Genomic DNA, 13,907 nt, shown 5'->3' with positions numbered 1-13,907 from the left:
CAGACGCCCACGATCCACAAGGACGGGCATGGACGTCGAGAATTTCCTCAGTCAGGGCCCTGGGCCCGACATCTCACCTCGGGAGTCCTCATGATCGACTCGGTGACGTCACGCGACACCGCACCGGTCCGTCGTCTCTTCCGGCTGCCGGACACGGCCGACGACGCGTTCCTGCACCTGGGACTGCACGTCCAGGGCTCGGTCTCGGTGACACGGGGCGGCACCCAGGTGTTCCTGGCCCCCGGCGACCTGGTGTTCCACGATCCGGCCCAGCGTGACCACCTGCGTTTCAGCGGCCCCTGTCGGCTGACGGTCTTCCGGGTGCCCCGCGGTCACCTGGGGGTGTCGCCCTCGGACCTGCACCGGGTCATGGGCCGCCGCGTGCGGGGCGACGAGGGTGTCGGCGCGCTGGTGTCCAACTTCCTCTCGGCGCTCGCCGCCGAGACGGACTTCCGCGGGTCGAGGACGGGCCACCGGCTCGCCCGCTCCGCCGTCGACCTCGTCGCCGTGCTCGTCATGCAACTCCTCGGGGAGGAAACCCCCGACGCGTCGGACGTCGGTACCGAGACGGTGTCGCGGATCCAGGCCTTCATCGAAGAGCATCTGACGGATCCGGATCTGTCACCGGAGTCGATCGCGCTCGCCCACCACATCTCCGTCCGCTACCTGCACAAGCTCTTCCAGCAGGAGGGCGCCACGGTGGGCCAGTGGATACGGCGGCGCAGGCTGGACGCGTGCCGGCGTGAGCTGGGCCGGAGCGCGAACCGCAGGCCGAGCGTGGCCGCCGTGGCGCAGCGCTGGGGGTTCAGCAGCCCCTCGCACTTCAGCCGCACCTTCCGGGACGCCTACGGCATGTCCCCCAGCGAATGGCAGAGTTCGACGAGGTGATGCGGTTCGAGGTGCTGGGACCGTTGCGGGTCCGGCGGGCCGAGCGGGAACTCGATCTGGGGTTCCCGCAGCAACGCGCCCTCCTGGGGCTGCTCATGGTGCGGGCGGGGCGGCCGGTGCAGGTGAGCGAGATCGTGGATGTGCTGTGGGCGAGCCGTCCGCCGGCCAGCGCCCCGAACGTGGTGCGCCGGTACGTCGGTGCGCTGCGGCGGCTGCTCGAACCGGGGCTGCCGCCCCGGGCGCCCGGCCGTCGTCTGCCGCGCCGCACCGGTGCCTACCTCCTGGACGCGGAGCCGGACGAGATCGATCTGCTGCGGTTCCGCGAGCTCACCCTGCGGGGCAAGCGTGCGGTCGCCACCGGTCGGCCCGAGGTGGCGGTACGGCAGTTCGTCGGGGCCCTCGGCGAGTGGCGCGGGCCGGTGGCGATGGGGCTCCCCGCGTCGGCTCGCGAGCACGCCCTGTTCCGCGCCGTGGAGCACGAACTCGTGCTCACCACCCGGATGGCGGCCGACGCGGCCCTGCTGTGCGGCACGGCGGGCCTCGTGCTGCCGAGCCTGCGCCGGGCCATCGACCTCGAGCCCCTGGACGAGTCCCTGCACGCCCGGCTCGTGATGGTGCTGGCGGCCTGCGGACTGCAGGCCGAGGCGCTGACGGCGTACGAGGAGGTACGGCGTCGACTGGCCACGGAGTTGCGGGTCGCCCCGGGCGCCGAGCTGAGCGCGGCCCACACCCGGGTCCTCCGTCAGGAGGTGCGCGCGTCCGCGCCCCCGGTGCACCGACCGGTTCGGACAGCGCTGTCCGAACCGGTGAGACTCCTCGCCCGGCCCGCCCAGTTGCCGCCCGGCCTGACGGTCTTCGCCGGTCGGAGCGAGGAACTCGGGGAGCTGACCGCCCTCGCCGGGGCGGCGGCGTCCTCCGGTTCGCCCGGGACGATCCTGATCAGTGGAATGGCGGGCGTCGGGAAGACCGCGTCGGTCGTGCACTGGGCCCATGAGGTCGCACATCGGTTCCCGGACGGTCAGCTCTACGTCGAGCTGCGCGGCCACGATGCGGCCGCCGGGCCCGCGCCGGAACCCGTGGAGGCGCTGCGCGGGTTGGTGGTGGCACTCGGAGCGCCGCCCCGGCACCTCCCGGACGACCTGGCCGCGCTCACGGACCTCTACCGGGAGCTGCTGGCGGACCGCCGGGTCCTCGTCGTGCTCGACGACGCTGCCCGCGCCGAGCACGTACGTCCGCTGCTGCCCACCGCCCCGGGCTGTCTGGCCGTGGTCACCAGCCGTGACCGGCTGCCCGGTCTGATCGCCTTCGGAGCCCGGCCGCTGCGTCTGGAACCACCGTCCGCCGCCGACGCCCGCGCCGCACTGGCCCTGCGCGTCGGCCACCGGCGGTCGGCCGCCGAGCCCGAGGCGACCGAGGAGATCATCGAACGCTGCGGCCGGCTGCCGCTGGCCCTGGCCATCGTGGCCGCGCGCGCCGTCAGCCGCCCCGACTTCCCGCTGGCCGCCCTCGCCGCCGAACTCCGCGCCGCGCACGGGAGCCTCGACGCCTTCGCGGGCGTCGGCGGGACGGCCGACGCCCGCGCCGCGTTCGCCGCGTCCCACCGGTCGCTGCCGCCCGCCGACGCCCGGCTCTTCCGCCTCGTGGCGCTGCACCCCGGCCCCGGCATCGCGGCGGACACCGCAGCCGGCCTCGCCGGTCTGTCGCCCCGCGAGGCCCGGACGATCCTCGACCGTCTCGCCGACGCCCATCTCGTGTGCGAGGACACGCCGGGCCACTACACCGTGCACACCCTCCTGCGCGCGTTCGCCGCCGAGCTCGCGGAGGCCGCCGAGGCCGCCGCGACGGAGTCCCTGTCACTCCCGCGTCACTTTTTTTGAACTCGCCCCGACCTACTCTCCGAGCGGAGTGGACGACCGTCCCACGAGGCGTCGTCGCTCCTCTCGACAGTTCGGCAGGGCTCGGAGGCAACGGCGGATGACGTCCAGTTTCAGCACCATTCGGACCGACCGCGGTGAGACGGACGAGACGGGTGAGACCGGTAGGTGCCGTATGCCCATGGGCCTCGACATCGTCGTCTCGGGCGCGGCGCCCGCGGAGCTGCCCGGGGCGGGCCGGCCCTACCCGGCCCGGCGGGCACACCGGTTGGTCGCCCGGGACAGCGGCGAGTACCTCTTCGTAGGTATAAGGGGCGCGGCAGGCGTACGAGGTGCGGCAGGCGTACGAGGCGGGAGCGGCGCGCACGGTCCGCGGCAGCCCGAGGACGTCTTCCTCGGGCCGGGAGACATCTGCTTCTACGACGCGCACGGTCCGGCGACGCTCGACTTCCCCGAACGCTTCCGCATGAAGGTCTTCCTCGTGCCGTACGAGTCGCTCGGGCTCGACGCGGCCGATGTGGCCCGGCTCGCGGGGACGCCGGTACCCCGTGTGTCCCGGCTGGGCAGCCTGCTGTCACCGTTCCTGTCCGAACTCGCCGACACTGCCTCCTCGTCCCGGCCGCCGGTCGGCGAGCTGCTCGCCTGGAACGCCGTGAACGTGCTGGCCACCCTCGCCACCGAGCGGCTGGGCCGGGACGCCATCGCGACGCCCGACGCCCGGACACCGCTGAGGGCCCGGATCCTGGAGTTCATCGACCTGCACCTGACCGACGAGGACCTCTCCCCCGAGACGATCGCCGGGGCCCATCACATCTCCGCGCGCTATCTGCACCGGCTCTTCCAGGACGAGGGCACCACGGTCGGCCGGTGGATCCAGCGGCGCCGGCTCGAGGAGTGCCGCCGGGACCTGATGATCCGGGCCCGGGGCGGTCGGACCATCGCGGCGGTGGCCAACCGCTGGGGGTTCATGAGCGCCACCCACTTCAGCCGGGTCTTCCGGGCCACGTACGGCATGTCGCCCAGCGAATGGCGGGACACCGTCGGCCGCGGCGCGCCCGCCGGGCGCCGCTGAGGTGGTCGACGCGTTGGGCGCTGTGAGTTCAACGGCGGTGCGCTGACGGACCATTCACGCCCACACCGCGCCTCTAGCGTGGCTGCGAGGCCGGAGCACTGCCCGGCGTACCCAGGAACAACGCCTCAGGAGATTCCCATGTCCGACGCCGTAGAGCCGGTCAAGCCTGTACTGGAACCGGCGGCCGCCGCTTTCGCGGAAGCCACCGCCAATCCGCCGTACCTGTTCGACCTCGCCCCGGCGGAGGGTCGCAAGGCCGTCGACGAGGTGCAGTCCGGCGAGATCGAGATGCCGAACATCGACGAGGAATGGGTCACCGTCCCGGGCGGTCCGACGGGCAGCGTCCGGGCCCGGATCGTCAAGCCCGCCGGCGTCACCGGCACCCTCCCGGTGATCCTCTACATCCACGGCGCGGGCTGGGTGTTCGGCAACGCCCACACCCACGACCGCCTGGTCCGCGAACTGGCCGTCGGCGCCGAGGCCGCGGTGGTCTTCCCCGAGTACGACCTCTCGCCCGAGGCCCGCTACCCGGTCGCCATCGAGCAGAACTACACGGTCGCCCAGTGGGTCGTGCGGCAGGGCGCGTCCAAGGGCCTGGACGGCAGCCGCCTCGCGGTGGCCGGCGACTCCGTCGGCGGCAACATGAGCGCCGCGCTGACCCTGATGGCCAAGGAGCGCGGCGATGTCCCGCTGCTCCAGCAGGTCCTGTTCTACCCGGTCACCGACGCGAACTTCGACACCGGCTCCTACCACCAGTTCGCGGAGGGCTACTTCCTGCGCCGCGACGGCATGCAGTGGTTCTGGGACCAGTACACGACCGACGAGGCCGACCGCGCCCAGATCACCGCCTCCCCGCTGCGCGCCACCACCGAGCAGCTCACCGGCCTGCCCCCGGCCCTGGTCATCACCGGCGAGGCCGACGTCCTGCGCGACGAGGGCGAGGCCTACGCCAACAAGCTGCGTACGGCCGGAGTGCCCGTCACCGCCGTGCGCTTCCAGGGCATCATCCACGACTTCGTGATGCTCAACGCTTTGCGCGGCACCCACGCCGCCGAGGCCGCACTGACGATGGCCACCCGCACGCTGCACACCGCGCTGCACGCGGGCTGACCGGGTCCACAAGACCGACAAGGAGAAACAGTCATGTCCGGGAACACCACCCCCACCGCCCTGCTCGTGCACGGCGCGTTCGCCGACGCCGCCAGCTGGTCCGGCGTCATCGCGGAACTGCAGAACCACGGCATCCCCGTCGTCGCGCCGCCGAACCCGCTGCGCTCTCTCGCCTCGGACGCCGCGTACATCGCCTCGGTGGCCGCGCAGATCGACGGCCCCGTCGTGCTGGTCGGCCACTCCTACGGCGGCGCGGTCATCACCGTCGCGGGCACCGCGCAGAACGTGGTCGGCCTGGTCTTCGTCGCGGCGTACGTCCTCGAGGAGGGCGAGAGCCTGGGCGAGTTGCAGGGGCGCTTCCCCGACTCGCCGCTGGGCAGCAGCCTGAAGCAGGCCACGTATCCGGTCGAGGGCGGTGACCCGGCCGTCGAGGTCACCATCGTCCCCGAGGCGTTCCCGGCCGTCTTCGCCGCGGACGTCCCCGCCGATGTCACCAAGGTCCTGGCGGTCGCCCAGCGTCCGCTCGCCGCCGGGGCGTTCACGGAGACGGCCACCGCCGCCGCGTGGAAGACCAAGCCGTCCTGGGCCCTGGTCGCCGCCGCGGACCAGGCGATCAACCCCGAGGTCGAGCGCTTCGGCGCGAAGCGAGCGGGAGCGACGATCCTGGAGGTCGAGGGCGCCTCGCACGCCGTCGCGGTGTCCCGGCCGAAGGTGGTCGCCGAGCTGATCCGCGACGCGGTCCGCGCGACCGGCTGAGCGACCGGCCGAGCGAGCCGACGGCGGCCGTGTGGATGCACTCCCCCGTCGTCACGGGAGCGCGGGCGGGAGGGGGAGCCGGATCGTGAACGTCGTCGAGCCGGGGCGGCTGGTCACCTCGATGGTGCCGCCGTGTGCCCGGACCAGTGAGCGGGCGACCGCGAGGCCCAGCCCGCTGCCGCCGCGGTCGCGGCTGCGGGCCTTGTCGACGCGGTAGAACCGGTCGAAGACCCGTTCCTGGTCGGCGGCCGGGATCCCGGGCCCGGAGTCGGAGACCCGCACGACCGCCGTGCCGGACGAACCGACGCGCACCGCCTGCCCCGCCCCCGTGGCCGACACCTCCAGGCGTACCTTCGTCCCCGCCGGGGTGTGCATGGCGGCGTTGGTGAGCAGGTTGTCGAGGACCTGCCGGACACGCAGGGGGTCCAGGCGCAGGCGCACCGGGTCGGGGCCGGCCGTCACGGACAGCACGTGCTCCCCTCGCCCGGCGCGGAAGGCGTCCGCGGCCTCCCGCGCCAGTTCCGTCAGGTCCGCGTCCTCCAGCCGCAGCGGTGTCTCCACCTCGGCGGCGTCCAGGCGGGCGAGGAGGAGCAGGTCGTCGAGGAGTACGCCCATCCTGGCGGCCTCGGCGCGCAGCCGGGCCAGGTGCTTCTCGCGTTCCTCGGGCTCGTTGGCGGCGGCGTACTGGAAGAGGTCCGCGTAGCCGCGTACCGACATCAGGGGCGTACGCAGCTCGTGCGAGGCGTCCGCGACGAACCGGCGCAGTCGCTGCTCGGCCTCGGTGCGGACGGCGAGCGCGTCGTCGATGTGCTCCAGCATGGTGTTGAACGCGGTGCGCAGTTCCTCGACCTCGGGTCCACCGCGCCCGCCCCCGGCCCGCACCTCCAGCCCCGCCGAGCCGGTGAGGTTGTGCGAGGTGATGCCGCGGGCGGTGTGGGCCATGTCGCTGAAGGGCTTCAGCCCGCGCCGCAGTACCGTCCGGCCGATCACGACGAGCCCGAGCAGGGCGAGCGCGAAGGTGACGACCTGGACCGTGATCAGTTGCCGCACGGTGGCCTGCATGTCCTGCATGGGCGCCGCGGTGACGAGGACGACGCCGGGTTCGACCTCGCAGGCACGCAGCTTGTACGTGCCCTCCCCCGCGATGTGCGCGGTGCGCAGCAGGTGCGCGTCACCTCCGTCCGGCAACGCCTGGGCGACGGCGGTGAGCTCGGCGGTGTCGGCGGGGACGTCGGCGGGCTTGCGCAGGACCGCCGTACGGCCCTGGACGTCGTACACGGCGGTGAACCAGCCGTAGTAGGGCCGCCGCTGGACGATGCCGTGCGCCTGGGCGTCCTTGGACTGGGTGACCTGGACGAGCTTCATCTGCTCGCCGAGCTGACGCTCCAGGTACTCCTTCATGTACGTCGTCAGGGCCGTGCCGACGACGGCGAACACGACGAGGGACAGCACGCCGATGCCGAGGGCCAGCCGGGTGCCCAGGCGTGTGCGGCGGTAGGCGCCCCGCAGACGGCGCAGCGCGCCGCCGGTCCCGGGGCTGCTCACTCGGCGACCTGCCGCACCACGTACCCGACGCCGCGCACGGTGTGGATGAGCGACTCGCCGCTGTCGGTCTCACCGTTGCCGTCGAGCTTGCGGCGCAGTCGGCTGACGACGAGTTCCACCACGTTGGAGCGGCCGCCGAAGCCGTACTCCCACACGTGGTCGAGGATCTGGGCCTTGGTGAGGACGGTCGGCGACTTGCGCATGAGGTAGCGCAGGACCTCGTACTCGGTCGGGGTGAGGGTGAGCAGCCGGTCGGCGCGCCGCACCTCACGGGTGTCCTCGTCCATCGTCAGGTCGGCGACCTGGAGCACGGAGCGCTGGAAGCCGGGGCCCGCGGCGCGGCGCAGGACGGTCCGCAGCCGCGCCATGAGCTCTTCCACGGCGAACGGCTTGACGAGGTAGTCGTCGCCGCCTCGGGTGAGGCCCGCGACCCGGTCCGCGACGCCGTCGCGGGCGGTGAGGAAGACGACGGGCACCATCGTCCCGGACTGCCGCAGCCGGTCGAGGACGGCGAACCCGTCGAGGCCGGGCAGCATCAGGTCGAGCACCACGATGTCGGGGTGGAACTCGGCGGCCCGGCGCAGCGCGTCCTCTCCAGAGTACGCCGTCATCGCCTCCCAGCCCTCGTAGCGGGCGACCGTCGCGACGAGGTCGGCGATGGGAGGGTCGTCGTCCACGACCAGGAGGCGCACTTTTTCCACCTGCTCATAGTGCGTGACGTGGCCGCCGACGCCATAGCCGCCGACGTCCCTGATCCACATCGATAAACACTTGAAAGTTGAGCGACAGGAAAACGACAGCTCCCACCGGGCAGGCTCGGTGTCCCCACACCCGAACGAGGAGCTGCTCTCCGTGACCACTGTCGAACGTGTCCAGCCGCCCCCGACGGCGATACGCCCGAAGGTGGTGGCCCGCACCGGGCTGTACGCCCTGCTGGCCGCGAACGCGGCCGTCGTGACCGTGTTCTTCCTCCAGGCCGGGCCCGGCTCGGACACCCTGATCATGCTCGGCCGGCTGGCGGGCCTGTACGGGGCGCTCCTGATGGCCTTCCAGCTGCTGCTGGTGGCCCGCCTGCCGTGGCTCGACCACCGGATCGGCATGGACCGGCTGACGTCCTGGCACCGCTGGGTCGGCTTCGGCCTGCTGTGGACGCTGCTGTCGCACGCGCTGTTCATCGCCCTGGGCTACGCGGGTGCGGCGTCGGCGTCCTTCTGGGACGAGCTGGTGGAGCTGGCCACGACGACCGAGGGCGTGCTGCGGGCGATCGTCGCGCTGGCCCTGATCCTCGTGATCGGCGGGGTGTCGGCCCGCTTCGCGCGGCGCCGGCTGGCCTACGAGACCTGGCACTTCATCCACCTCTACACGTATGTGGCGGTGGTGCTGGCCTTCACGCACCAGGTCGCGGTGGGCACCACCTTCACCACCTCGTCCGCGGCCACCGCCTACTGGTGGGGCCTGTGGGGCGTGGCGCTCGGTTCGGTGTTCCTGGGCCGGGTGGTCCTGCCGGTGTGGCGGAACCTGCGCCACCAGCTACGGGTCTCGGCCGTCGTCCCCGAGTCCGACAACGTCGTCTCGATCTACGTCACCGGGCGCGACCTCGACCTGCTGCCCGCGCGGGCGGGGCAGTTCTTCCTGTGGCGGTTCCTGACCAGGGACCGCTGGTGGCAGGCGAACCCGTTCTCCCTGTCGGCCGCCCCCGACGGCAACCGGCTGCGGCTGACCGCGAAGACGGCGGGCGAGGGCACCGCGGCCCTGCGGCATCTGAAGGTGGGCACGCGGGTCTTCGCCGAGGGCCCCTACGGCGCCTTCACCACCCTGCACCGCACCCGCTCGGAGACCCTGCTCGTCGCGGGCGGCGTGGGCATCACCCCGATCCGGGCCCTGCTGGAGGACCTGCACGACCATGTCGTGCTCATCTACCGGGTGGCCACGGACCGGGACGCGGTGCTCCTCGACGAGCTGCGGGAGCTCGCGTACGCCAAGGGCGCCGAGCTGCACGTGGTGACCGGACCGGCCACACCGGACAAGCTGGCGCCGCGCGAGCTCGCGCGGCTCGTTCCGGACGTCGCCGAACGGGACGTCTTCGTGTGCGGGCCGCCCGCCATGACGAGCGCGGTGCTGCGCACCCTCCGCGACCTGGGCGTACCCAGGCCGCAGATCCACTTCGAGCGTTTCAGCCTGGCGGGATGAGAGAGACACCGTGAAACGAGCACTGCCTGTAGTGGCCCTGTCCATCGCCGGTCTGATCCCGCTGTGGCGCTACGCACCGTCGAGCGGTACGACGACGACCACCGAGGTCGCCGCGCCCGCCTCGACTCCGTCTTCATCTTCTTCGTCGCCTTCCTCGTCGTCGTCTTCGTCTTCTTCGTCACCTTCCTCGTCCGCGTCGTCCTCGGCCGCGGCCTCCCAAGTCGTCCAGGGCTCCACCGTCAACACCTCCAAGGGCGCCGTGCAGGTGGAGGTGACCTTCGAGGGCGACAAGATCAGTTCGGTGCGGATGCTCCAGCAGCCGAACCACCCGCAGACCACGGCGGCCGTGCCGAAGCTGATCCAGGAGACGCTCCAGGCACAGAGCGCCGACATCGACGCGGTGTCCGGCGCCACGATCACCAGCGACGGATACGTCACGTCGCTGCAGGCCGCCCTCGACGCGAAGGGATAGCGGGATGCGGCGCGTCGAACAGGTGATGGGGTTCCCGGTCTCGCTGAGGATCGACGACGAGAACGCGTCCGAGGAGACCGCGGACCCCGTGTTCGCGTGGCTGCGCGAGGTCGACGCCCGCTTCAGCCCGTTCCGTGCGGACAGCGAGGTGTCCCGGCTCGACCGGGGTGAGCTCACCCCCCACGAGCTCAGCCCGGACCTGACCGAGGTCCTCGGCCTGTGCGAGGAGTACCGGGTCGCGACCGGCGGCGCGTTCGACGTGCGGCTGCCCGGCCGCGGCCTGGACCCCTGCGCGATGGTGAAGGGCTGGTCGGTGCAGCGGGCCGCCAACCTCCTCAGCGGTCGGGGGACTTCCCGGTTCTGTCTGAACGCCGGTGGTGACGTGGTGGCCGCGGGCGGTCCCTGGCGGGTGGGCGTACGCCATCCCGAGCGGGCCGACCGGCTGTGCACGGTGCTGGAGATCACCGACGGCGCGGTGGCGACCTCCGCGCGCTACGAACGCGGGGACCACATCCTCGACGGGCGCACCGGCCGCCCGGCCACCGGGCTGCTCAGCGTCACCGTCGTGGCGCCGTCACTGACCGAGGCGGACGCGACGGCGACGGCGGCGTTCGCGATGGGCGCGGAGGGCGTCGAGTGGGTCGCGTCGCGCGAGGGGTGCGAGGTGTTCGCGGTCGACGCCGAGCGCAGGGTCCTGCGTACGGCGGGGCTTCCTGTGGCCGGATGACCACCTCTGTGCGGCCGGGCGAGCCCCAAGTCCCTTGCGGGCGACCGGACTCGAAACATGCCGGAAGCATTGACGTGCCCCTGCCTGAAACGTAACTTCTGGTCGAAGCTCCGCACAGTGTTCGCGATTTCGAACACTCTCGGCCGTCAAAGGGGACCCGCCGTGTTCCGCACCCGCTCTTGGTTCGTCCTGGGGGCAGCACTGCTGGCCCTGTTCGCGTCGCTGCTCACCCAGCCCACCACGCCCGCCGCCGCGGCCGCCGGGCAGCCGTACACCAACCCCGTCAAGTCCCAGAAGGGCGCGGACCCCTGGCTGGAGTACTACAACGGCGACTACTACCTGGTCACCACGACGTTCACCAACGAGCTGACCATGCGCAGGTCACCGACGCTCGCCGGGCTCGCCACCGCCCCCAGCGTCCAGATCTGGTCGGACACCACCGCCGGCCGCAACGCCAACATCTGGGCTCCGGAGATCCACTTCTTCGACGGCCACTGGTACCTGTACTACTCCGCCGCGAACAGCGGAGCCGCCTGCTGCGACACCCAGCGCACCCACGTCCTTCAGAGCGCGGGCACCGACCCGCTCGGCCCGTACACGTACAAGAACAGTCTCACCGGCTCCAACCTCGACCCCGGTGGCTGGCTGATCGACGCCAGCGTGCTCACGTACAACGGCAAGCTGTACCTGGTGGGCAGCGGCTTCGTCGGCGGCGGCAAGCAGAGCCTGGTCATCGCGCCGATGAGCAACCCGTACACGCTGAGCAGTTCGACCTTCACGGTCATCTCCAGCCCGACGCTGAGCTGGGAGACCTCCGGCGCCCCGGTCAACGAGGGCCCCGAGCCGCTCTACCACGACGGCCGGACCTTCCTCACCTTCTCCGCCAGCTCCTGTCAGACCGCCGACTACAAACTCGGCCAACTCGAACTGACCGGCGGCGACCCGCTCAGCCCCGCTTCCTGGACGAAGAAGCAGACCCCGGTGTTCCAGCGCGATGACGCGGCCGGCGTCTACGGCCCCGGCCACAACGGGTTCTTCACCTCCCCCGACGGCACCGAGAACTGGATCGTCTACCACGCCAACAGCTCATCCGGCGGTGGCTGCGGCAACGGCCGTACGACCCGGGCGCAGAAGTTCACCTGGAACGCGGACGGCACGCCGAACTTCGGCACTCCGGTCGCGATCGGCACCACCCTCGCGGGCCCCTCGGGCGAGAGCGCGACGACCCCGACGGCGTACACGATCGTCAACCGCAACAGCGGCAAGTGCCTGGACGTCGAGGGCGGCAACGCCGCGGACGGCGCCAACATCCTCCAGTGGACCTGCAACGGCGGCGCCAACCAGAAGTGGCGGATCGAGGACCAGGGCAATGACACCAGCCGGCTGGTCGATGTCGCCACCGGCAAGGTCATGGACACCGCCGACTGCTCCACCGCCGACGGGGCGGACCTGCGCCAGTGGTCGTGGCTGAACAACAACTGCCAGAAGTTCCGGCTCGTTTACACCGGCGGCGACTCCGTGCGGATCACCAACGCCAACAGCGGCAAGGTCGCCGACGTGGCGGGCTGCGGTACCGGCGACGGCGTCGACGTACGCCAGTGGAGCTGGCTCGGCAACACCTGCCAGCAGTGGCAGCTCAAGCCCACCGTCTGACATCCGCCCCCGGGAGAAACCAGGATCATGAGACGCCTTCTCTGCCGCCTGCTGACCGCGGTCCTCGCCACGCTGGCCCTGCTGACCATCGGCACACCGGCCCACGCACTCGCCCCCGCCTCGCCCGCCGTGACCTTCACCAACCCGCTCGCCGAACAGCGTGCCGACCCGCAGATCTACAAACACACCGACGGCTACTACTACTTCACCGCGACCGTCCCGGCGTACGACAGGATCGTGCTGCGCCGGGCCACCACCCTCCAGGGTCTGAACACCGCCCCGGAGACGACGATCTGGACCAAACACGCCGCCGGGGTGATGGGCGCGCACATCTGGGCGCCGGAGATCCACTTCATCGACGGCAAGTGGTACGTCTACTTCGCCGCCGGGTCGACCAGTGACGTGTGGGCGATCCGGATGTACGTCCTGGAGAGCGACGCCGCGAACCCGCTGACCGGCACCTGGACGGAGAAGGGCCAGATCGCGACCCCGGTCTCCTCCTTCTCCCTCGACGCCACCACCTTCACCGCGAACGGCGTGCGCTATCTCGCCTGGGCGCAGCGCAATCCGTCCGAGGACAACAACACCAGCCTGTTCCTCGCGAGGATGGCCAACCCCTGGACGATCCAGGGCACTCCGGTCGAGATCTCGCAGCCCACGCTGTCCTGGGAGACCGTCGGCTACAAGGTCAACGAGGGCCCGGCGGTCATCCAGCACGGCGGCAAGGTCTTCATGACCTACTCCGCCAGCGCGACCGACGCCAACTACTGCCTGGGCATGCTGACCGCGTCCGCCTCCGCCGATCTGCTCGACGCGGCCTCCTGGAGCAAGGGGTCCTCGCCGGTGTTCCGGAGCAGCGCCGCGACCTCGCAGTACGGGCCGGGCCACAACTCGTTCACGGTCTCCGAGGACGGCAAGTCGGACATCCTCGTCTACCACGACCGCAACTACAAGGACATCAGCGGCGACCCCCTGAACGACCCCAACCGCCGTACCCGCCTGCAGAAGATCTACTGGAACGCCGACGGCACGCCCAACTTCGGCATTCCGGTCGCCGACGGCGTCACCCCGGTCCGCTTCTCCTCGTACAACTTCCCGGACCGCTACATCCGCCACTGGGACTTCCGCGCCAAGATCGAGCCGAACGTCACCAACCTGGCCGACTCGCAGTTCCGGGTGGTGAGCGGGCTCGCCGGGACCGGGGCCGTCTCCCTCGAATCGGCCAACTACCCGGGCTACTACCTCCACCAGAGGAACAACGAGGTCTGGGTGGAGAAGGACGACGGCACGGCCGCCTTCAGGAACGACGCCAGCTTCTACCGGCGGGCGGGCCTCGCCGACACGGTCTCCGGTGTCTCGTTCGAGTCGTACAGCGCCGCCGGCCGCTACCTCCGGCACTACGACTACCTGCTCTACACCCAGCCCGCCGACACGACGCTCGCCAGGGCGGACGCGACGTTCTACGCCGAGTGACCCACCCCGGCACCTTCGGATCCAGCCACAGCCCGGCCGCTCCCGCGGCCGGGCTGTGCTGTTGAAATGAGCCAACTTACCGGCGAGTACGAATCGTGGCCATTCACCCTCAAGTGCCGAAATCCCACCCTTCCACCCAACGTGAAT

Annotated in this window: 12 protein-coding genes; 10 read left to right on the top strand and 2 right to left on the bottom strand. The window is 71.4% G+C overall.

Translation table 11 applies throughout. The annotated features are described in order from the left end of the window. Positions 1 to 90: 90 nt before the first annotated feature. The 5 genes from KVT44_RS32730 (at position 91) to KVT44_RS32710 (ending at position 5,700) form a co-directional block, all read left to right on the top strand. Positions 91 to 888, top strand: a complete 798-nt coding sequence (locus KVT44_RS32730) for a helix-turn-helix domain-containing protein (RefSeq protein WP_217570845.1) — start codon at positions 91 to 93, stop codon at positions 886 to 888. Then, complete coding sequence (locus KVT44_RS32725) at positions 867 to 2,765, top strand: BTAD domain-containing putative transcriptional regulator (RefSeq protein ID WP_254650203.1); 1,899 nt, start codon at positions 867 to 869, stop codon at positions 2,763 to 2,765. Before KVT44_RS32730 ends, KVT44_RS32725 begins: the two co-directional genes overlap by 22 nt. A gap of 172 nt (positions 2,766 to 2,937) precedes the next feature. Continuing rightward, positions 2,938 to 3,834 carry a helix-turn-helix domain-containing protein gene (locus tag KVT44_RS32720; protein WP_217570843.1) on the top strand — a complete coding sequence of 299 codons (897 nt, stop codon included), beginning with the start codon at positions 2,938 to 2,940 and terminating at the stop codon, positions 3,832 to 3,834. Between the two features lie 138 nt (positions 3,835 to 3,972). Then, on the top strand, positions 3,973 to 4,944 hold the full coding sequence (locus KVT44_RS32715) for an alpha/beta hydrolase (protein ID WP_217570841.1): 972 nt from the start codon (positions 3,973 to 3,975) through the stop codon (positions 4,942 to 4,944). A 33-nt stretch (positions 4,945 to 4,977) separates the two neighbouring features. Continuing rightward, positions 4,978 to 5,700: an alpha/beta fold hydrolase gene (locus tag KVT44_RS32710; RefSeq protein ID WP_217570839.1), complete on the top strand. Its 723-nt coding sequence runs from the start codon at positions 4,978 to 4,980 to the stop codon at positions 5,698 to 5,700. Positions 5,701 to 5,751: 51 nt separating this feature from the next. Here the strand turns inward: KVT44_RS32710 and KVT44_RS32705 are convergent, their stop codons facing one another. Together KVT44_RS32705 and KVT44_RS32700 are read right to left on the bottom strand one after the other, a co-directional pair. Further along, positions 5,752 to 7,245 carry a HAMP domain-containing sensor histidine kinase gene (locus KVT44_RS32705; protein ID WP_308314180.1) on the bottom strand — a complete coding sequence of 498 codons (1,494 nt, stop codon included), beginning with the start codon at positions 7,243 to 7,245 and terminating at the stop codon, positions 5,752 to 5,754. Next, on the bottom strand, positions 7,242 to 8,006 hold the full coding sequence (locus KVT44_RS32700) for a response regulator transcription factor (RefSeq protein WP_229889185.1): 765 nt from the start codon (positions 8,004 to 8,006) through the stop codon (positions 7,242 to 7,244). The genes KVT44_RS32705 and KVT44_RS32700 overlap by 4 nt, the downstream gene beginning before the upstream one ends. A 91-nt stretch (positions 8,007 to 8,097) precedes the next feature. On the opposite strand from KVT44_RS32700, the gene KVT44_RS32695 reads away from it, so the two are divergent. The 5 genes from KVT44_RS32695 to KVT44_RS32675 all read left to right on the top strand — a co-directional run bounded on the left by KVT44_RS32695 (position 8,098) and on the right by KVT44_RS32675 (position 13,760). Then, positions 8,098 to 9,435, top strand: a complete 1,338-nt coding sequence (locus KVT44_RS32695) for a ferric reductase-like transmembrane domain-containing protein (RefSeq protein ID WP_217570837.1) — start codon at positions 8,098 to 8,100, stop codon at positions 9,433 to 9,435. A gap of 10 nt (positions 9,436 to 9,445) precedes the next feature. Continuing rightward, positions 9,446 to 9,907, top strand: coding sequence for an FMN-binding protein (locus KVT44_RS32690; RefSeq protein WP_190171514.1), 462 nt, complete (start codon positions 9,446 to 9,448; stop codon positions 9,905 to 9,907). A 4-nt stretch (positions 9,908 to 9,911) separates the two neighbouring features. Next, a complete protein-coding gene (locus KVT44_RS32685) occupies positions 9,912 to 10,634 on the top strand; it encodes an FAD:protein FMN transferase (protein WP_217570835.1) in 723 nt (240 codons plus the stop codon). Positions 10,635 to 10,796: 162 nt separating this feature from the next. Continuing rightward, a complete protein-coding gene (locus KVT44_RS32680) occupies positions 10,797 to 12,287 on the top strand; it encodes a family 43 glycosylhydrolase (RefSeq protein WP_308314179.1) in 1,491 nt (496 codons plus the stop codon). Between the two features lie 27 nt (positions 12,288 to 12,314). Continuing rightward, on the top strand, positions 12,315 to 13,760 hold the full coding sequence (locus tag KVT44_RS32675) for a family 43 glycosylhydrolase (RefSeq protein WP_217570831.1): 1,446 nt from the start codon (positions 12,315 to 12,317) through the stop codon (positions 13,758 to 13,760). The last annotated feature ends 147 nt before the right edge of the window (positions 13,761 to 13,907 follow it).

The organism is Streptomyces sp. GbtcB7, from assembly GCF_019091445.1.
Classification (GTDB): Bacteria; Actinomycetota; Actinomycetes; order Streptomycetales; family Streptomycetaceae; genus Streptomyces; species Streptomyces mirabilis.
Note: the sequence above shows the minus strand (reverse complement) of the source record. Positions and strands in the feature narration are given on the sequence as shown.